This is a genomic window from Alkalicoccobacillus murimartini (assembly GCF_030813245.1).
GTDB lineage: Bacteria > Bacillota > Bacilli > Bacillales > Bacillaceae_D > Alkalicoccobacillus > Alkalicoccobacillus murimartini.
The window spans coordinates 133,894-154,263 of record NZ_JAUSUA010000003.1; the positions used below are offsets into that span (position 1 = coordinate 133,894).

19 protein-coding genes are annotated in these 20,370 nt (G+C 41.0%); 10 read left to right on the forward strand and 9 right to left on the reverse strand.

What is annotated here, in order from left to right; genetic code table 11:
* The first annotated feature begins 87 nt into the window (after positions 1-87).
* Positions 88-2,484: a right-handed parallel beta-helix repeat-containing protein gene (locus J2S05_RS11535; RefSeq protein ID WP_306982931.1), complete on the forward strand. Its 2,397-nt coding sequence runs from the start codon at positions 88-90 to the stop codon at positions 2,482-2,484.
* Positions 2,485-2,527: 43 nt separating this feature from the next.
* Here J2S05_RS11535 and J2S05_RS11540 read toward each other — a convergent pair whose 3' ends face one another.
* Positions 2,528-3,454, reverse strand: coding sequence for an AraC family transcriptional regulator (locus J2S05_RS11540; protein WP_306982933.1), 927 nt, complete (start codon positions 3,452-3,454; stop codon positions 2,528-2,530).
* A gap of 122 nt (positions 3,455-3,576) precedes the next feature.
* Here J2S05_RS11540 and J2S05_RS11545 point away from each other — a divergent pair, with 122 nt between their 5' ends.
* The 6 genes from J2S05_RS11545 (at position 3,577) to J2S05_RS11570 (ending at position 8,688) form a co-directional block, all read left to right on the forward strand.
* On the forward strand, positions 3,577-3,837 hold the full coding sequence (locus J2S05_RS11545) for an Atu4866 domain-containing protein (protein ID WP_306982935.1): 261 nt from the start codon (positions 3,577-3,579) through the stop codon (positions 3,835-3,837).
* A 21-nt stretch (positions 3,838-3,858) separates the two neighbouring features.
* The gene (locus J2S05_RS11550; RefSeq protein ID WP_306982937.1) at positions 3,859-4,596 is read left to right on the forward strand and encodes an SDR family oxidoreductase; all 738 of its coding nucleotides are present in this window, start codon (positions 3,859-3,861) and stop codon (positions 4,594-4,596) included.
* Between the two features lie 312 nt (positions 4,597-4,908).
* The gene (locus J2S05_RS11555) at positions 4,909-5,862 is read left to right on the forward strand and encodes an ABC transporter permease (protein ID WP_306982939.1); all 954 of its coding nucleotides are present in this window, start codon (positions 4,909-4,911) and stop codon (positions 5,860-5,862) included.
* Entirely contained in the window at positions 5,852-6,802 is a 951-nt protein-coding gene (locus tag J2S05_RS11560) for an iron chelate uptake ABC transporter family permease subunit (protein WP_306982941.1), read from the forward strand. Before J2S05_RS11555 ends, J2S05_RS11560 begins: the two co-directional genes overlap by 11 nt.
* Positions 6,802-7,617, forward strand: coding sequence for an iron ABC transporter ATP-binding protein (locus J2S05_RS11565; protein WP_306982942.1), 816 nt, complete (start codon positions 6,802-6,804; stop codon positions 7,615-7,617). Before J2S05_RS11560 ends, J2S05_RS11565 begins: the two co-directional genes overlap by 1 nt.
* 105 nt (positions 7,618-7,722) lie before the next feature.
* A complete protein-coding gene (locus J2S05_RS11570) occupies positions 7,723-8,688 on the forward strand; it encodes a siderophore ABC transporter substrate-binding protein (protein ID WP_306982945.1) in 966 nt (321 codons plus the stop codon).
* A gap of 353 nt (positions 8,689-9,041) precedes the next feature.
* On the opposite strand, the gene J2S05_RS11575 is transcribed toward J2S05_RS11570, so the two are convergent.
* The gene (locus J2S05_RS11575; protein WP_306982947.1) at positions 9,042-10,094 is read right to left on the reverse strand and encodes a hypothetical protein; all 1,053 of its coding nucleotides are present in this window, start codon (positions 10,092-10,094) and stop codon (positions 9,042-9,044) included.
* Positions 10,095-10,262: 168 nt separating this feature from the next.
* Between J2S05_RS11575 and J2S05_RS11580 the strand changes: the two genes are divergently transcribed.
* A complete protein-coding gene (locus J2S05_RS11580; protein WP_306982951.1) occupies positions 10,263-11,333 on the forward strand; it encodes a M42 family metallopeptidase in 1,071 nt (356 codons plus the stop codon).
* Between the two features lie 333 nt (positions 11,334-11,666).
* Positions 11,667-12,467, forward strand: a complete 801-nt coding sequence (locus J2S05_RS11585; RefSeq protein ID WP_306982952.1) for an alpha/beta hydrolase — start codon at positions 11,667-11,669, stop codon at positions 12,465-12,467.
* A gap of 58 nt (positions 12,468-12,525) precedes the next feature.
* Here the strand turns inward: J2S05_RS11585 and J2S05_RS11590 are convergent, their stop codons facing one another.
* Genes J2S05_RS11590 through J2S05_RS11605 form a run of 4 tightly spaced genes read right to left on the reverse strand, consistent with a single transcriptional unit; the run spans position 12,526 to position 16,468 of the window.
* Positions 12,526-13,329, reverse strand: a complete 804-nt coding sequence (locus tag J2S05_RS11590; RefSeq protein WP_306982954.1) for an ABC transporter ATP-binding protein — start codon at positions 13,327-13,329, stop codon at positions 12,526-12,528.
* 1 nt (position 13,330) lies between these two features.
* Positions 13,331-14,362, reverse strand: coding sequence for a FecCD family ABC transporter permease (locus J2S05_RS11595; RefSeq protein ID WP_306982955.1), 1,032 nt, complete (start codon positions 14,360-14,362; stop codon positions 13,331-13,333).
* Complete coding sequence (locus tag J2S05_RS11600) at positions 14,359-15,384, reverse strand: FecCD family ABC transporter permease (RefSeq protein ID WP_306982957.1); 1,026 nt, start codon at positions 15,382-15,384, stop codon at positions 14,359-14,361. The genes J2S05_RS11595 and J2S05_RS11600 overlap by 4 nt, the downstream gene beginning before the upstream one ends.
* 4 nt (positions 15,385-15,388) lie before the next feature.
* Complete coding sequence (locus tag J2S05_RS11605; protein ID WP_306982959.1) at positions 15,389-16,468, reverse strand: ABC transporter substrate-binding protein; 1,080 nt, start codon at positions 16,466-16,468, stop codon at positions 15,389-15,391.
* Positions 16,469-16,722: 254 nt separating this feature from the next.
* Here J2S05_RS11605 and J2S05_RS11610 point away from each other — a divergent pair, with 254 nt between their 5' ends.
* Positions 16,723-17,085 carry a VOC family protein gene (locus tag J2S05_RS11610; RefSeq protein WP_306982961.1) on the forward strand — a complete coding sequence of 121 codons (363 nt, stop codon included), beginning with the start codon at positions 16,723-16,725 and terminating at the stop codon, positions 17,083-17,085.
* A gap of 250 nt (positions 17,086-17,335) precedes the next feature.
* Here J2S05_RS11610 and pdhA read toward each other — a convergent pair whose 3' ends face one another.
* The 3 genes from pdhA to J2S05_RS11625 all read right to left on the reverse strand — a co-directional run bounded on the left by pdhA (position 17,336) and on the right by J2S05_RS11625 (position 20,074).
* Positions 17,336-18,403: a pyruvate dehydrogenase (acetyl-transferring) E1 component subunit alpha gene (gene pdhA, locus J2S05_RS11615; protein ID WP_306982964.1), complete on the reverse strand. Its 1,068-nt coding sequence runs from the start codon at positions 18,401-18,403 to the stop codon at positions 17,336-17,338.
* A 128-nt stretch (positions 18,404-18,531) separates the two neighbouring features.
* Positions 18,532-19,164 carry a YpmS family protein gene (locus tag J2S05_RS11620; protein ID WP_306982967.1) on the reverse strand — a complete coding sequence of 211 codons (633 nt, stop codon included), beginning with the start codon at positions 19,162-19,164 and terminating at the stop codon, positions 18,532-18,534.
* A 4-nt stretch (positions 19,165-19,168) separates the two neighbouring features.
* Complete coding sequence (locus J2S05_RS11625) at positions 19,169-20,074, reverse strand: GDSL-type esterase/lipase family protein (protein WP_306982968.1); 906 nt, start codon at positions 20,072-20,074, stop codon at positions 19,169-19,171.
* Positions 20,075-20,370: the final 296 nt, after the last annotated feature.

Consider the following 20,370-nt stretch of genomic DNA (forward strand, 5'->3'; position numbering starts at 1 on the left):
CTCTACAAAGAAAGCGCTTACACTTTTATGAGTAGCTTGTCTTTCCTTTTGAAAGTGGTAAAAAAATATGACGTAGGAGTTGAATCAATGAAAGCTGTGTCGAAAACGGTTCTTTCGTTTCTGGTCTTTGTCTTGTTTTTTAGTCATGTGCAGGTGAGTCATGGTGAGACTGTTGATCCCTCAGAATTAGTCTGGGAGTCGATCACATTTGGTCAATCAACTGATCTTGATTTTGCGGCGAATACGCTGCCAGAGAAGGTTGGTGTGAATTATGCAGACCCTGAGAATCCGGGAACGATCGAAGGGGATATTTTTATGGAAAGCCGTGGCGGGAAGTTAGCGCCTGGGCATGATGGTCTTACATTTTATTATACAACCTTAGATCCAACGACAGATAATTTTGTTCTTGAAGCAGACCTTACCTTTCATCAGTTAGGACCTGAGACTGGAGCAACGCCAAGTGGGCAAGAAGGTGCGGGTATTATGGTTCGGGATGTAAATGGTAGTGAACGTCAAGATCCTATGGTTCCAGGTTTTGAAGAAGTACCTGCTGCTTCCAACTTAGCAGCGGTCGGCTTAATGCGAGGAGGTATTAGTGCACTTGCAAGAAAAGGAGTCGTTCAGCCTTGGGGGAATCCAGGTAGTACGTGGATAAATAACGTCATTCCAGGTGTTCCGAATTTGCCGATGGATACTCCGATACGTTTGAAGCTTGAACGTACAGATACTGATTTTGTTATGACTGCAACGTTTACGCATGTGGAGGGTTCACCTACGTTTGAAAGACGAATAGATGGAGCCGATTTGGTTCAAGAGATGGACCCGGAGGCTATGCAAGTAGGGTTTTACGCTTCTAGAAACGTGGAGATGACTGTTAGTAACGCAAGCATCTCATTAAGTGAAGCCAATACCGTGCCATCTCCCGAAGAACCAGTAGAAGAGCCAGATGTTGCATTTCATGTTGTTTCAGCAGCTGAGACGGGATCAGATTCATATGAGTTAAGAGCATTGGCGAATTATGATGGGAACGTTTCAGTATGGAAAGATGGAGAAGAAGTAGTGACCGAGGAAGAGGTCACAGCAAACGGCGTATTCTCCTATGAGTCAAAACTCAATCAGGATAAGACTTCATTTGAATTAGAATATACACCAAATGGAGCTCCATCAGATCAATTAATAAAACAGAATCTAACAGTAACTAAGAAGATATTTAAAGGTGGAGAAGGTCTATTTGTTTCACCAAAGGGGACAAAGGATGCAAGTGGAAAAAAGAATGATCCACTAGATTTGGAGACAGCTATAAAATATGTGAACCCTGGTGAGTCGATCTTCTTACGAGAGGGAACATACACTAAAGCTATTAATATCAGCAAACCTTATAGCGGGAAAGAAGGAAAGCTGAAATCTCTCGTTCCTTACAAGGGAGAAAATGTGGTGTTTGATGGAAATAATCAGGCTGGAAACTTAATTAGTTTAAATGCAGATTATTGGCATATCGGCGGATTTGAACTGACAAAATCAACGGGTAACGGAATGAGAGTGAATGGTAGCCATAACCTGATTGAGTTGATGACCTTTAGCTACAATCAGAGTACAGGCTTTCAAATTACGGGGAGTGGCACGGACCCAGAACAATGGCCGAGGCATAACTATATTTTAAATAGCGTGGCTCATGATAATCGTGATCCTTCAGACATTAATGCAGATGGCTTTGCAGCTAAGCTTGGAGTCGGGGAAGGAAACGTCTTTCAAGGGAATATCGCGCACAATAACATTGATGACGGTTGGGATCTATACAACCGTACCAATGAAGGGGCCAATATGCCGATCACAATGGACGGGAATATTTCTTATTCAAACGGAAAACTGAGTGATGGCTACAATGAAGAAGGAACGTCTGGCAGTGGGTTTAAGGTTGGTGGTGAAGGACTTCCAGTTGCTCACATCCTAAAAAACAATCTAGCCTTTGATAATAATATGGATGGATTCACTGACAATTTTAATCCAGGGAAAATCATGATGAAGAACAATACATCCTTTGATAACAAGCGGTATAACTATATTTTTAGGATCAATCCATACTTTGAGCCTGAGGATCAGGGTGTATTTACAAATAATTTATCCTTCCATACCGATCCAGAGAATGCCCCTGCTGATTTTGTTTCTGGTGCAGTGGACAAAACCAATTTCTTTTTTGACGGTATGCAAACCGTTAATAGTGAAGGAGTTGTCATTGATGAGTCGGATTTCATAAGCCTAGCGGTACCAGAAGCTTATGAAAGAGATAAGAATGGTAACTTGATTTGGACAGACTTTCTACGGTTGTCTGAGAATAGTTCATTAATTAATGCAGGTGAAGGGGGAAGCTATGTTGGAGCATTACCACCAACAAAAATAGCCAAAAACCCTACACCACCTAAGCGTCCAGTCACTCCGCCTGGACCACCAGTTACACCACCGGGGCATAAGGATAAAGGAAAATAAGAGAGAGCAGTGACCCTTGTTCGTGGGGCACTGCTTTTTTATTTTATAGATTTATTTGATTAATGTTGCGTATTCTTTGCATATCTCTAATTGGAGGTAGACCGAATAGTCGTGCGTACTCACGACTGAATTGAGAAGGACTTTCGTATCCTACTTGGAAGCTTGCGTTAGCGGCATCGATTGTTTGAGAAAGCATAAGTCGTCGTGCCTCTTGTAACCTTAGTTGCTTCTGATATTGAAGGGGAGTTGATCCAGTGACTTGCTTAAAATGATGGTGAAGAGAGGACTCACTCATGTTAGCAATTGAAGCTAATCTTTTTATACCTATGGGGCGTGTAAAGTCCTGCTTAATTTGTTTAATAACATTCACTACACGCTCAGCATGACTGCCAATCATAGCGACCTGTTTCACAGAACGACCCTGATCGCCTTGAAGAATACGGTATAAAATTTCTCGAATCACAGAAGGAGCGAGAACAGAAATATCTTCTGGAGTATCTAATAAATGAACAAGTCTTAAAACAGCATCTAACAAAGAAGAATGTATATTGCTGACAAATAACCCTCTATGTGAATCTGTTTCCTTGATTTTAAGCTGTTCTGATTCCTTGAGTATGTCGAAGATCTGTTTTGATTCAAAATCTAATCTGAGACACAAGTAGGGAAGCTCATCTGATGCCTCAATGATTTCACCTGATAAGGGTAAGTCTACTGATACAACGAGATACTTTGAAGGATCATATTGATAGATTTCCTCCGCCATAATCACGACTTTTGTCCCTTGGGCGACAATGCATAACGCGGGTTTATGAATTTGATATAAGGGTTCCAGCTTATGAGAAACACGAATGAAGTGTAGGCAAGGTATATCAGTGCTGAAAATACCGTCTTTATCACAGAATTGCTGAATGAATTGAGCTAATTCTTTTTGCTTTTCCATGAATGAGTTGCGTACATTTTCTCCTTTCACGATCTCATCTCCTTTTTGGTACATTTTATGGTTTTTCAGAGGATTAGGCAATGATTGTCTGTTATTCGGCTACCTTATAAACATTTTATTCTGCCATAGTAAATGACAAAGGGGGTGAATACATGCCGAATCAGTTTAGTGATGAAGGGCACTCGTATATTGGTATGTGGGTTACACGTGATGGATATATTCGACATGAACTTCTACCTAATGGACGTTATGATGAGGCACGCGGAAATAAGCTTAGTGCTTATCAAGGTACGTATACGATCACAGAGAACCATATTGATTATGTAGACGATACAGGTTTTACAGCGGATGGGGATTTTCGAAATGATGTCCTCTATCACGCAGGAATGATTCTTTATCGTGAAATTAAATAAGAAAAATATGAGGAGGTTATTATGTCTATTCTTGAGGGGAAAGTTATTGCAATTACTGGAGCAAGCAGTGGAATTGGAGAAGCAACGGCACGGCTACTTGCCAATAATGGAGCGCAAGTTGTTTTAGGGGCAAGAAGAACCGAAAACTTAAAGTCCATTACATCATCGATCCGTTCAAAAGGGGGAAATGCAGAATATCAAGTGCTTGATGTTACTAAAGCAGATCAAATGAATGATTTCATAAACTATACAAAAGAAACATTTGGAAAAGTAGATGTGATTATAAATAACGCAGGAGTGATGCCACTATCAAAACTGGAAGCGCTCAAAGTGGATGAATGGAATCTTATGATAGACGTCAATATTCGTGGTGTTCTTCACGGTATTGCAGCAGGACTTCCAATTATGAAGGAACAAGGATTTGGTCAGTTTATAAATATTTCTTCGATTGGTGGCCATGCGGTTTCCCCCACGGCAGCAGTCTATTGTGCTACAAAATTTGCTGTACGTGCTATATCTGAAGGACTTCGTATGGAGGTTGAAGAAGGCATCCGTGTAACGAATATCTCACCTGGTGTAACAGAATCAGAGTTAGCAGAAACGATATCAGACGAGAAGGCTCGTCAAGTGATGAAGGAATATCGTAAAAATGCAATTCCTTCAGAGGCCATTGCCCGTGCGATCCAGTTTGCAATTGAACAACCGGCAGATGTGGATGTCAATGAAATGATTGTAAGACCAACTGCTAGTATTAGTTAAGTAGGTCAATGAGTACACCTGTTGTCTTATAGCTTCCCCAGAAAACGCTGACAGCTACAGTATTTAAAATCAAGGTAGCAAAATAATTAGATTGAAAACGAGCCTATTAAAAGATTTTGTTAATAGGCTTTTTATTATGAGCAAGAGTACTCACACAACCTTATTAAGCTTTTTGAACTCTAGTAATGGTTTCTTTACCCTTGACGTATGGTCAAAAGATGATAACATTAAGGTGGTAATTGATAATGAGTATCATTATTATACATATGTGAGAAGGAGGCAAGCAGCATGTTTCTTTCATGTTAACTGAATATGCGAATCAAATACTTACTGCCATTACTTATTTTATTATCTCTTTCTTCGTTATTTATCGGCGTACAAGACATATCACCGCTTGACCTATTCCGGTTTACAGACGATCAAGTCCAGACCATTCTCATTAGTCGTGTTCCAAGATTGCTTAGCATTCTCATTGTCGGCATGAGTTTGAGTGTTTGTGGATTGATTATGCAGCAACTAACTCAAAATAAATTTGTGTCACCCACAACTGCGGGTACAATGGATTGGGCTCGCCTTGGTATTTTGGTTGCTATTCTTGTATTCTCACAAGCAAGTACCATTGAACGGATGTTTGTCGCTTTTTTATTCGCTTTAGGCGGTACCTTTTTATTTATGAAAATCTTAGAACGTATTCGATTTAAGAACGTCATTTTTGTTCCTTTAGTCGGACTGATGCTTGGAAGTGTAGTTAATTCGGTTACGACATTTTTGGCGTACCGATACGATTTGATTCAAAGCCTGTCTTCATGGATGCAGGGGAGTTTTTCACTTGTTATCCGTGGTCGTTATGAAATCTTATACATAGGCATTCCTCTTGTTGTGATTGCATTCTTGTTTGCGAACAGGTTTACAGTTGCTGGATTAGGGAGGGACTTCTCAACAAACCTCGGGATGAATTACCAGAGGATTATGAATGTTGGATTATTAATTGTTGCCATGATTACCGCAACCATTGTTGTAACGATTGGCTCCATTCCATTTTTAGGCTTAATTATTCCAAATATCGTTTCGATTATGAGGGGCGATAATTTAAAAAATAGTTTGCCTCAAACTGCTTTATTTGGTGCGATATTTTTGCTGATCTGCGATATTTTAGGGCGTGTCCTTATTTATCCATACGAAATTCCAATCGGCTTAATGGTTGGCGTTATCGGGAGCGCAATCTTCCTTTACTTGCTCTTAAGGAGACCTAAACATGCAGCCTAAATGGATTTATATTATATTCGGAGCCGTGTCACTCGGACTAATTCTAACATTTTTGTTTGTTGGTTTAACACCAACAGGGTGGGATTACGCCTTGCCTAGAAGGGGAAAAAGTGTAGCTGCCATTATTATTGTTGGAGGAGTCATCGCTTTTTCTACATTGATATTTCAAACAATCACAAACAATCGAATTTTAACGCCAAGTATAATTGGCCTTGATTCTTTATACATGCTTATCCAAACCACGCTAGTGTTTGTTTTTGGAACGGTAGGGTTGGCCACTATTAGTCGCTATGTGAATTTTGGAATCTCGATTGTTGGTATGGTACTGTTTGCCCTTTTACTGTATGCCTTGCTCTTTAGAAGAGAGCAGCAGAATTTATACTTCTTATTGCTTGTAGGGATAGTATTTGGGACTTTATTTTCAAGCATGTCGACATTTATGCAAGTCTTGATTGATCCAAACGAATTTTTAACAATCCAAAATCGAATGTTTGCTAGTTTTAGCAATATTAATGTCGAGCTTCTCTGGATTTCTATTGCATTAATCGCGCTAACTATTTTGTACATATGGCCCTATTTAAAATACCTTGATGCTATTTCTTTAGGACGCGACCAAGCAGTGAACCTGGGTGTACCTTACGATAAGGCCATTCGGAAATTTCTAATTGTCATTGCCATGTTTGTTTCCATTTCCACAGCACTTGTCGGTCCCATATTATTTCTTGGTTTGCTTGTTGTTAACGTCGCGAGAGAGCTATTAACAACGTATAAACATACCCACTTGGCTATCACGAGCTTACTTGTAAGCATTATTGCCTTAGTCGGGGGAACATTGCTTGTAGAAAGAGTCTTTGCTTATTCAGCGCCACTTAGCGTCATGATTAACTTTGTTGGCGGCGTTTACTTTATTTACTTACTTTTAAGGGGGACAAAAACATAATGACCACTCCAGTGATTGAGCGCGACGTACAGCCATTACGAAAGACGAAACCCATAGCAATAGAAGTAAAAGGAATAAGTAAATCCTACGATGGAAAAAAAGTTCTGGATGACGTTAGTGTCGGCGTGGAAAAAGGGACCATTACATCATTTATTGGTCCTAATGGGGCTGGGAAAAGTACGCTGATCTCGCTCATGAGCCGATTGACGAAAAAGGATACAGGTCAAGTACTTGTAGATGGAAAAGAAATTGATTCATTTCAAAGTAGGGAATTGGCAAAAAAAGTGTCCATTCTAAAACAGGCAAACAACATTAATATTCGATTAACGATTCGTGAGCTTGTCAGTTTTGGACGCTTCCCGTATTCGCAAAATCGACTGTCAAAAGAAGATTGGCTTCACGTAGATGATGCAATTGATTATATGTCTTTGCGAGAGATGCAAGACAAATACTTAGATCAGCTCAGTGGTGGGCAGCGTCAACGTGCGTATATTGCGATGGTGCTTGCTCAAGACACGGACTATATCATTCTCGATGAGCCTTTAAACAATCTAGATATGAAACACTCTGTCTCGATTATGAAGACATTGCGCAATCTTGTTGATAAACGTGGAAAAACAATTTTACTTGTTGTACATGACATTAATTTTGCATCTTGTTATTCAGATAATATTGTGGCGATGAAAGACGGTCGAATTGTTGAAGAGGGTGCCTGTCATGACATTATTAACCCTCAATCCTTGCGTACTATTTATGACATGGATATTGCTATTGAAGAAGTGAACAGTAATCGAATTTGCGTGTACTTTACTTAAATTCAATGAAAAGCAGGTAAGGGAGGTGAGGCAAGTAAGAACACGCTTGCTACATATACAAAGAATATTCCCAATAGAGAGAAAATCACAGGAGGCTATTTTATTATGAAAAAACAATTACTATGGGCATTAACAGCATTTACAGCAGTAGGTCTTGCAGCATGCGGCGGAGATTCAGATTCAGAAGATAACGACACAGGATCTGCGGACGCAGGAGGAGATACACCTGAGACAATTGAAGTTGAGTCGCTAGGCGGGGAAATGGTAGAGGTTCCGGTTAATCCTGAAACAGTGGTTTCTTTTGATAACGGAGTGACTGACTCCATTCGTGCCATTGGTGGAACGATTACGGGTGTACCTAAAGCGAATAATGTTCCTAGTTATTTGTCTGAATTTGAAGGCGATGAGTACGAAGATGTAGGTTCATTGTTTGAGCCAAACTTTGAGTTAATTAATGAAATGCAACCAGACGTCATCTTTATTTCTGGACGAGCTTCTGATAATTTTGATGAACTAAATGAAATTGCTCCAACGGTTTACTTAGCTGTTGACCAAGAAAACTTCATGGAAAGTTTTGAAAGCAATATGCACGTATTAGGTGATATTTTTGATGCACAAGACCAGGTTGATGAACAGTTGGCTGGTATCCAAGAGACAATTAGTGAAGTAAATGATAAAGCATCAAACTCTGATCAGAATGCACTGATCTTATCGGTTGATGAAGGTTCTGTAAGTGCGTTTGGTGAAGGTTCACGTTTTGGTATTATTCATGGTGAGCTAGGTATTGAAGCAGCGGATGAAATTTCAGCAGAAAACCATGGTGAGACAGTCAACTTTGAATACATTGATAGCGTGAACCCTGACAATATCTTTGTCGTTGATAGAGGTGCTTCAATTGGGAACGAAGCGAGTGCTTCAGAGACATTAGACAATGACATTGTTAACCGTACAAATGCTGCTCAAAACGACCAGATCCACGAATTGAATGCTGAGGTATGGTACCTAAGCGGAAGTGGACTAGAGTCTGTTAAAATTATTGTTGATGAAATTAATGAGTATTTCGAAGGGTAATTAAAGGAGCTAGGACAGAACTGTTTTAGCTATCTAAAAACCCGGATCATTATGCTGTTTTACTCGCATAATGATCCGGGTTTTTGTCAATTAGAAATAAGAGAGTAAGGCTACCGCTCCGGACATACACTCCGCTTTCCGTGGGCGGCTGGTGAGCCTCCTTGTGCTGACGCACTGCGAAGTCTCACCTAGGCCTCTGCTCCCACCGGAGTCTCCGTGTATGTCCTACGCTAGTTTTAGCTTATTTGAATGAGATTGAGTTACTGACAACTGAGCAAATCAGCTTTAACTGTGCAATCGATTCAAATTGTTCCTCTTTTTATATCATCTGTATGGTTATGTCCCAGTTCAATTTATTGACCTACTAATGGGTACGTAATGATTTCTTGCTTGGTGTCATTAATTAAGCGTAGCTCCGAGACATGAAAGTCGAGAGCTGCGAGCTGGATCGCGTTTTCGAAGACAGTCTGATCCGCTTCTGTTACGTTTTCGTCGTCCATCGTATATTGAACTGTAGCCACTCCGTTTTCATTTGTTGCATGAACGATTTCGATTCCATCCACTATTGCGGAAGTGTAGAATGCTTCCTCATGATCTACTGTCTTCATCTCTTCGACTGTCTCTGAAAAGGATAAAGGTTCTCCATTTTCACCTTCAACTTGTTCCTCTAACGCTCCACCAGTTAGAAACAAGGTTTGCTCTAATTCCTCATCATAGACTGTATAATAGCCCCGTGTTAGACCTCTTTCGTATTCATCTTCAATAATAATAGGTTCTTGAACGCCTCGTTCAGCGACATAAATATCTTCCTCTCCGTCAGGATTTAAGAAGATAATTTCTTCTATTCCATATAAAGCACTAATTCCAATTAATGAGTCATAGAATAAACTACTTTGTGCGGTTGTTGCTGATAGTTGATTGTCATCTACATTAAAATTCACATAGAGAGTCGGCCATTCTACAGACATTTCAGTAAAGGAGCTAAGAATATCTTGTTCAGAAGGATCACTGTCGATCAGTGATCTCTCTAAGCGGTCTTCAGGTTGCAAGTCTTGCTCTGCATCACGCTTGATATAGAAGGCTGTGTAAAAGGCATTTTCATAGCTAACCATGTGTGTATCAATGAAATAATCTGGTGTTTCTTGAGTTCCGCCATAGGTATCTGGATTATCCTCTTCCTCTTCATTTTCATCTGATGGTTCATCGTCATTATCCTCATTGAGCTCGTTCTCGTCATCATGATCTTCCGGTTCTACTTCTTCATTTTCATCTGAAGCTCTCTCGTCTTCAGGGCTTTCTTCAGCCTGATTGGCATTCATTGTCTCTTGCTCATCCTCTGAGCTTTGGCATCCAACGAGTAGAAATGCGATCGAAACCATACCAGCGGTTTTCTTCATTTTCTTCATTCGTAGCGCCCCCTTTTTTAGTTGGATACCCTTACAAAGTAAAACGTAAAAGCTAATTTCTTCTATTAAGAGGAATTTTTTTCACGCTCCTTTGCTCTTTATTTCGCTTTGCTAAATAAAAAGGTATACTATCCTATAAGAATGGTACCTACTATAGGAGGAATCAGAATGAAAAAATTACTAGAAGAGTTAACGGGATTGCATGGTCCTTGCGGGAATGAGCAGCCAGTGAGTAAATGGGTAAGGGATAGAGTAACGTCTCTTGTTGATGAAGTCAGGGTGGACGCTTTAGGGAATGTATTTGCTACAAAAAAAGGAACGAAGCCGGGTCCAAAAATGGTTATGACCGCACATATGGATGAAGTTGGTTTTATTGTGAAGAAGGTTGAAGCAAATGGGTTACTACGCTTTGAAAAACTTGGAGGAAATGATGACCGTTTATTGTTAACCCAAAAGGTCCAGCTCCGGACGAAAAAGGGGTTATTAACGGGAGTGATTGGCAGTATTTCCGCTCATTACGCAAAATTTGATGATGCAAGCAAGGTGCGAAATCACCGTCAGCTATACATAGATATTGGTGCTAAAAACAAAGAGCAAGTGACTCAAATGGGTGTTGAAGTGGGCACACCGGTTACGTGGAAGCCGAACATGGAGTATCTAGGAGATGAAACGACGGGCCGTTTTGTTGGAAAGGGATTTGATGATCGCGCAGGATGTGCAGTAATGATTACCCTATTAGAGGAGTTAGATCGTACTGACTTTACTGGAACTGTAACGGCTGTGTTCACTGTACAAGAAGAAGTTGGTTTGCGTGGTGCTCAAGTAGCAGCTAGACAAGTAGAAGCAGATGTTGCCATTGCACTCGACACTACAGCTGTAAGTGATACACCTGAGGAAACTATGGATGGTACGCTAGCGATTGGAGAGGGTACGGGAATTAAGGTTCTTGATTTTAGCTTGATCTCTCATCCGGCTGTAAAAAACGCACTGGTTAGTTTAGCTGATGAAAAAGAGATTCCATATCAATTGGAGGTGTTCCCTGGCATTGGCACAGACGGAGGCGCAATGAGCCTTGCTAATAATGGTGTGCCTACAGGGGTGTTGTCCATTCCATCACGCTATGCCCATTCGCCGGTTGAAGTCATTGATATGAGAGACTTGGTAGCAACTAAGGAATTACTTAAAGCATTTATCCTGTCTTTGGAGGAAGCTTCAAGATTCACTTTTATCGAAGAGTAGATGAATATAGGTTAATCAAGTTTTAGAGCATGAGTGTAGAACTCATGCTCTTTTTGTGTTGCTTCTGTATCTTTGAATTGTGGTGATGAGGTCCTTGCCAAGAACAATGGCTGAGGAATCAAGACAAACGCCGATTTACTAACGGGAAGACGGTGTTATTAAGAGGAATCTATGTTTTACCAAGTCAGAATTCAATTGACCAAGCTCGAACCTTCAATACTAAGAGTCAGGTGACTGTTATCAAGAAGGAGACATGTATCTATCCCTTAAATACAGTATAATGATAACTATTATCAGTTGAAGAGTTAATCTACTAACAAAGGAGCTCCTACTATGTTTAAGCAAACAGGCTCTTATCAAATTCCCAATACTGTTGTTTGGGAATGCTCTGATGAGGGATTTCCAAAACGACGAATTTTTATATCAATCCCAACAGGAGAGGTACCAAGTGAGGGATTCCCAGTCATGTTTGTGTTGGATGGGAATGCATGGTTTGCAGCTGTCACGGAAATTAGCCGCTTACAAACTCGACCTCCGCACGGGTACCCTCCTGCTATAATCGTTGGGATCGGTTATGAGACAATGGAGCCATTTTGCCGGAAAAGCCGATTCTATGATTACACAGAACAGGTTGATAGCTCAGAATTAGGATTTTTGAAACAGGTTGAAGCCAGTCAGACAGGAGGTATAAGCCATTTCCTAGATTTCTTAGAGCATATGCTCATTCCTGCTCTTGAAAAGGAATTTCCTCTACATAAAACGGATCGCGCACTCTTTGGGCATTCTTTAGGCGGTTTGTGTGTGGTGCACACTTTGATCAAGAGAAACAATCTTTTCTCGACATACTTGGCAGGTAGTCCATCTATTTGGTGGAAAGGTGGCTATCTTAAAGAGTTGATTCATTCATTTGATCTTAAAGAAAACAAACGAATCATCATAGGTGTCGGGGAAAAGGAAAAAGGGCATATGGTCGATGATGCAAAATGGGTGTATGAACAGTTAGAGAAGCAACCGAATATAGAAGCTCAATACGTTTGTATCGAGGGTACTGGTCATATGACTGTTGTTCCACCTTTTTTAAACTCAGCGCTGAAGTTCTTTTTAGCCAATGGTTTGGAGTCAGGGAAACTATAACAAGCGAAAAAAGAGTCTTCCTTTAATTAGGAAGACTCTTTTTTAGTGAATACGGTGCTTAATTATGAACATGATATCGTCCTTTTGGTATGACCATAGGAGAGAGCGATACAGGGTCCTTAACCACCGTGCATTCAAGGTCAAAAATGTCTTTGACTAATGCGGTTGTGATCACTTCAGATGGTGGACCTTCAGCAATCAGTTCTCCTTCGCGAAGCGCAAAGATATGATCGGCATAGCGAGCTGATAAGTTGATATCATGCAGGACCATAACAATGGTTGTTCCGCGTTTGCGATTGAGGTCTGTAAGCAAGTCCAGAATCTCCACTTGATACGTGATATCTAAGAAAGTGGTTGGTTCATCTAGAAATAGAATATCTGTTTGTTGTGTCAGTGCCATGGCAATCCAGACGCGTTGCCTTTGACCGCCTGAGAGTTCATCGATATTCCGGTCTGCAAGCTCTGTGATATCCATAATTTCCATTGCCTCAGCAACGGCATCGTAATCTTTCTTTGACCATGTTTGGAGCAAAGATTGGTGCGGGAATCTTCCTCGTCCAACGAGGTCCGTTACAGAGATGCCTTCCGGAACAATTGGAGATTGTGGAAGGATACCTAGTACTCGAGCTAGTTGTTTAGGTGGAAATTTGGCAATGGATTTCCCGTCAAGAGTGATGTTTCCTGATTCTGGCTTGATAAGTCTTGCCATCGTTTTAAGTAGTGTTGATTTTCCACAGGCATTCGCGCCAATAATGACATTGATGCGATTGCTTGGGATCACAACATCAATGCCATGCAGAATGGTTTTGTCGTCATAACCCGCTACGATTTGTTCAGTTTGGAACGTATGTGTAGGTTTCATTTTATAAACTTCCCTTTCGATTCATGCGAATGAGTAAGTAGAGCAAGTATGGCGCTCCGAGCAAACCAGTAATGATGCCAACGGGAAAGCGGACTTCAAACATAAACTGTCCAATCAAGTCAGCAGCCAAAACCAGGTTTAACCCAACAAGACCTGATGGGATCACATTTGAAAAGCCAATTCCGACTAGGCGTTTGGCAATCGGTCCAGATAAGAAAGCAACAAATGCAATGGGTCCAGTCGTTGCCGTAGCAATGGCGATCATACAAACTGAGCTCAGAATAAGCAACATCCTGGACTTGTCTGTATTTAGACCAAGTGAAGAAGCTGATTGTTCGCCAAGCTCCAATATACTTAGGTGTTTACCTAAAAGGATGACGATCGGAGCACAGATCAATACCGTTAAGATTAAAGGGAAAATCGCATTCATTTGCGAACCGTTTAGACTTCCGCTGAGCCACCTAAGAGCAGTAGCAATATCTTGTTGAGCACCTATCAAAAGAAAATATGAGATCACCGCACTTAGCATAGCTTGGATACCAATTCCGACTAAAATAAGTCGTCCAACTGAAAAAGACTTCCCTTTAGCTAGTAAGTAGAGGATGACAACGGTAACCAGACCTGCAATGACCGCAGCAATCGAAATGGTTGTATTGCTTGTACGTAGAATCAAAATACAAAATAGAGCGGCCACACTTGAACCTGCCGTTATCCCTAGTATATCTGGGTTAGCAAGAGGGTTTCGCAACATGGTTTGAAAGGTATTTCCTGCGATGCCAAATGCAATACCAGCAAAAAGGCCAGCTAGCATTCTTGGTAGGCGAATGGTATTTACTGCGAATGTAGCTCCATCAACGGATTCTCCCATTAAAACCCGAATCACATCGCTAACTGGGTAAATGGTGTTCCCGATCATTAGCATAGCGATGGAGAGGATACAGGCAAGTAATAGTAGAATGCTATTAACAATGATCCACCGGCGACGTCTTTTTCGTCTGCCTGCTGCTAGGTTTTCAATTATAGTTTGTCTCATAATGATCGCACTTTCATTCTTGTCGCCAAGTATATTAGGATAGGAGCACCTAAAAATGCAGTGAGAACTCCAGCTTCAAGCTCTCCGGGGCTACCAATGATTCTACCACTTACATCTGATATGGTCAGGATAGCGGCTCCTGATAGAGCGGACATAGGAATAATATACCGCAGATCGGGTCCGAGAATAAGCCTCATCAAATGAGTGGATAACAGTCCAACAAATCCAATAGGTCCGGCGAGCGCAGTAGCGGCTCCACATAAAATGACACCCGCAAAAGCCGCAGCCAACCGTAGTACTCCTGTTCGAACACCTTGCCCGGTCGCCACTTCATCTCCAAGTGCTAATGCATTAAGAGCGGGGGCCGTTATAAGAGCTAAGATGACTCCCACAATAAGAAATGGAAGAAACGTAGTAATGGCATTCCAGTTGGCAGATCCGAGGCTACCCACTTGCCAAAATCTAAATTGATCCATGACATACGAGCGAGGAAGCATAATCGCACTAACTAAGGAAGATAAGGCTGCACTTGTAGCTGCACCAGCCAGAACAAGCTTAAGAGGCGTAGCTCCTGCTCGCCCCATCGAACCAATTCCGTATACAAAAATGGCAGTAAGCATAGCGCCAGTGATGGCGAGCCAAATATATTGACCGGCTGTGCTGATATTTAAAAAAGCAAGGCCAATCACAACAAATAAGGCTGCACCTGTATTAACCCCTAGAATACTAGGATCAGCAATAGGATTTCGCGTTACTGCCTGCATAAGCGCCCCTGACACACCAAGTGCCGCGCCACAGAATAAGCTAAAAATAGTTCGGGGAATCCTCTCTCGTACCACGCTTGCTCCATAGGATTCAACCTCTGGATAAAATAACCCAGCTAGCAGATCAGCCTTTGTTACAACCCTAGAACCAAAAATGAGAGAGGCGAGAATACAGGTTAATAGCATGACAAAAGAAAGAATGAGCACCTTCCAAAAATGTTTTGGAAGATGCGCGTTTGTTTTCTTATTCTTATTCAATGGTCTATTCCTCGATCTTGTCGACCGCTTCTCCGATTAAATCTACATATTGATCAATAGTATAAGAGATTGAAAGTGGATTCGGTGTTCCAGCAGCAGCTAAATCAGAGTTCCCATCAATGAAGACAACGGAGCCTCGTTCAATAGCTGGAATTTGTCCTAGACGAGAATCACCTTGTAATGCTTCAAGAAGGTCATCATCACCATACCCAACGATTACATCCGCTTCGTTTAGAGCATCTGCATTCTCTGCACTTAAGCTTAATGAATAATCCGTATCATTCTCAATCATTTCTGAGATTCCCTCAGGAAAAACTAATCCTAGCTCTTGTAAAAATGATACACGCGTATCAACTGGTGTATAAAGGTGCAAGCTTGATAAGTCGTTGGCTGAGAAGTTCACCCATAAAACATTTTTTCCTTCAATTTCAGGGTGCTCTGCAGCTGTTTCTTCAATTAAGCTTTCTGTTTCTTCAACGAGTTTTTCACCTTCTTCTTCCATACCCATACCCGCTGCATTCATTGTAATCTGTTCACGCCACGTTGTTGTCCAAGGAGACGTTGGATACGCTACAACTGGAGCGATTTGGCTAAGAAGATCATAGTCTTCTTGAGTAATGCCAGAGTAAGCAGCAAGAATGACATCCGGATTGGAGTCAGAGATTGCTTCAAAATCAAGACCGTCCGTATCTTGGTACACATTAGGATCTGATTCACCTAGCTCTTCTACTTTTTCTGCTGTCCAAGGTAGAAGACCTCGATCATCCATAATCCCAAAATTTGCTGCTGAGAAACCTACAGGTACGACATCAAGAGCAAGCGCAATATCCTGATTTCCCCATTGAACGGTTGCCACTCGTTCAGGTTTTTCTTCAAGTACAGATTCCCCAAAAGCATGTTCAATTACAAGTGGATATTCAGCACCCGTTTCTTCAGAAGCTGTTTCTGTTTCCGTTGTTTCTGTATTTTCTGCGTCATTCTCCTCAGGAGCATCAGAAGACTCGCTTCCGCACCCTGTAAGTACCACTGCAAGTGCAGCCGAGCTAACTAACCATTTAAATGAGACCGTTTTCTTTAAAGTCATTTTTAATTCCCTACCTTGTCATGGAGTTTTGTTTAACCTATGTGAGTGAATACGTCCGTATATTATGTATTCAATAACAATAATCATTCTCAATGAGTGTATAACCAGATAGAGTAATTGTCAATTGAATTTTTGTACAATAATTACAACTGTTCTCACTAATACTATAATTTTAGAGGAATTTACTTATTAGAAGAGAAGTAAGGGTAGGTTAGAGAATGCGCAGGATTACATTAAGAATAGATTGAAAGAAGGTGAAGGCAATTCATAGATATGAAGGCGTCACATTTCAATTGAGAATTTCAGATTATCAAGAGGGATTGCAGTGGTACAAAAAACTTTTGAACAGAAATCCGGACTTTATTCCCCACGAAGGATTTGCAGAGTGGGAGCTAATTCCTGGAGCGTGGCTCCAAGTAGCGGAAGGCAAACCACCCATTGATTCCGCCCCCATACGTCTAGGAGTCATCAATATTAATGAAGAACGCCAACGCCTCATGCAAGAATTAGAAATACACATCGAAGAAATACAAACCAGAGAAGGCGTGCCTGCCGCATGGTGCACATTCAAGGACCCTTTTGGAAATGACATAGGATTGTATCAGGACCTGTCATAGAGTGTCTACGGAATTTGGGAATGCGCGAAAATGGAAGGAGGGTGCGCGGAAATTTTGAGAATGCGCGGAAATAGGAGGAAAGTGCGCGGAAAAATTAAAGGATGCGCGAAAACGGAAGGGAAGTGCGCAAAAACAGTGAGAATGCGCAAAAAGATGAGGTTAGTGCGCAAAAACCGTAGACAGTGCGCAAATTCAATCACAGCGCATAGCCGCAATACCCCCGACCATGCGCTGCACCCGTGTTCAATTTTTACTCGTAATCCTTACGTTGTTCCTTAATATGAGGTAGTTCCTGTTCATACATATTTTTAAGCAACTCATCTACTTGCTGCTCAGGTATGCTTTCTGCTTTTTCAATCGCTTCTTTTAATTCATCCTCTGCTTGTTTTGCTGCGGCTTCCTCGTCTTCTTCGTTCCATAAATTTTTTTCTTCTAAATAGCTGCGGAAGCGGATTAAGGGATCTCTTTCTGCCCATTTTTCATCTAATTCATCTGAACGATAGCGAGAGGGATCGTCACCTTGTGTAGAGTGGCCGCCATATCGATAGGTGAGGGTCTCGATGAGTGTAGGACCGTCTCCATTCACGGCTCGATCTCTTGCTTCTTTGCAAGCTTGATACATGGCAAGTACATCCATTCCGTCGACTTGGATGCCTTTGATTCCAGCAGCTACGGCCTTTTGGGCGATTGAATTAGCAGCTGTTTGTTTTTCAAAAGGAACCGATATAGCGAAATGATTATTCTGGACAACAAACACACCCGGAACGTTAAAGGCACCAGCAAAGTTAATGCCTTCATAAAAATCACCCTGTGAGGAGCCGCCGTCTCCTATAAAAGCCATGGCTATGTTATCAGGGCTTTTACGTTTTAAACCAAGAGCAACACCCGCCGCTTGAATAAATGCAGCTCCGATGATAATTTGCGGTATAACCATGGGCACATCATCAGGGATTTTTCCACCTTCCATATGGCCTTTTGACCATAGAAAGGCTTGATAAAGAGGAAATCCATGAAACACAATTTGCGGGATGTCTCGGTAACTTGGTAGGATCCAATCCTCTTTATCAAGGGCGAATTGAGAGCCAATCATTGATGCTTCTTGTCCAGCAGTCGGCGCATAAAATCCTAAACGGCCCTGTCGATTTAAATTAATCGCACGTTTTTCCCATGTACGGGTATACACCATACGACGCATGATTTCTCTTAATTGGTCGTCATCTAAATCAGGTATGACTGACTCATTCACGACTTTTCCTTTTTTATCGAGGATTTGTAATGGGTCGGGATCAATCTCTTGCAGATTATTTAATAGGGCCACTCCTATCAATCCTTTCTACTTATTGTTGTATTCCGTTCTATTTACATTGCCTTACACGTTGTATAAACGAAAAAGATCATTTCTAAACAAAAAACCCCTCAGCTTATTTAAAAGCGAGGGGATTCCAATTATTGTTCAATGGGTTCTGCATCGATTCCTAATGTCCGGTAAGGCACAATGATTTTAAATGCTAGATCATCCTGCTCGAGGTTGATCCGTTCTACTTGAACCTGGAAATTACTACGGATATCCATATCCGTGACGGCGACATAGATTTCCTCATCCGCGGGGTTTACGGTAACCCACGGAGGCATCGGCAAGTATCGATCGAGGTATTCCATAATCTTTTGATTTGGGAGCTCAAGTAAACCTAATGAAATAGACTGTTGTCTTAGGATCAGATCTCCATTGTCTTGTACGAACGGTTCAAAGCGAACGGACAAGGGAAGAGTGGTCGAGAAGACTGGTAGCTCTCCGATTAAATGGATGTCTTCATCTATTTCAAGTTGATAGTTATGAGTTGTTCCATCTAAAAATTGGTCAATATATGCATTTGAAAGGTCATTTATATTTTGTTTAGTGGTTTGCACAATAAATTCAGAGCTTCTGCCGTAGTCATTACTTTGATCGGGTGGGTATTCCGCACTTGGTGGTGGCCAGAAGATAAAAATAACCAGACCGAGCACTACCGCGATATTAAGAGAGATCAATCCAATAAACCAAACCTTCCAATTCGCTTTTTTCTTATCTTCAGTCTTCATACACTCATCCTTCGTCTTCACTTAAATAATCTAGTACACGTTGGGCCATAAGTTTGTAACCCGCATCATTCGGATGGAATCGATCATCAGCTAAAAGATCACCTTCAGTATCTTCGCTAAATAAGTCTTCTGTTGGCACGTAGAAAATCTGATCGTTGTCATCAGCGATATTTTCCGTGGTATCATTCCATTCCTCTAGGATTACACCTAATTCCTCCACATCACCAAAGTATTGAAGATAAGGATTATAGATTCCTAGAAGGTAAATATCAGTGTTCGGATTCATTTCAAATATAGTGTCAGTAATTTCATTTAGTGTTTCTTCATATAAATCTCGTTCTTCATAAAATGGATCTAGATTCAAATCAGTAATATTTTCTCTTAACACGCGCATAATATCATTAGCGCCAATTGTAATGAGAACAATATCAGATTCTTCGATAGAATCAACCACTTCCGGCAGCTCTAGACGCTCTAACATCTGAGCCGAACGATTCCCACGTCTACCAAAATTGTTAACTGTGACAACCTGTTCTGATTGATTAATAGACCGATCCAAAATCCCTACATAACCGCCTTCTTCATTCACTGAACCAATTCCTTGAGTCAGAGAATCTCCGATAGCTGTAATCTTGGTTTCCCTATTTGAAAAGAAATGAACCGTGTTTTGAGCAGCTCTTACAATGAAGTCAGATAACGGACCTTGTTCGGTTTCTTCCACATTGTCATCCTCAATGGTCTCCGGTTCTTCCTCTGGAGGATCTGTTTGCTCAGATTCATCAATCTCTTCATTATCAACAATCGTTACCTCTTGAAAGGATGGTTTTGATTGAGTTGAACCATTTATATATATCCCTATTCCAATAGCAATTATCAAAAGTAGTAAAAGAACAATCCATTTTTTCTTCATTTTCATCACACCTATAAGTAGTGGGTTAAGGTTGGTTTCATATGTTGACATATTTCGCACAACATAGCTTTTGCAGAAGTTTATCACGTTTCCTTAGAATTGCCTACAAAAGTCCCTAGTTTACTATTGTATATGAGAAAGGGCAGGACAATCAATGATTTGTGAGATTGATAAATATGGTAGTGAATGTACTTAGTAGAGAGTAGTTGAATTTATCTATATTCTAATCTTTATTCTTGGATAGGGAGAAATATTGATGTTTAATTCCTCCTCAGAAAGGAAATTTTGAATTATAG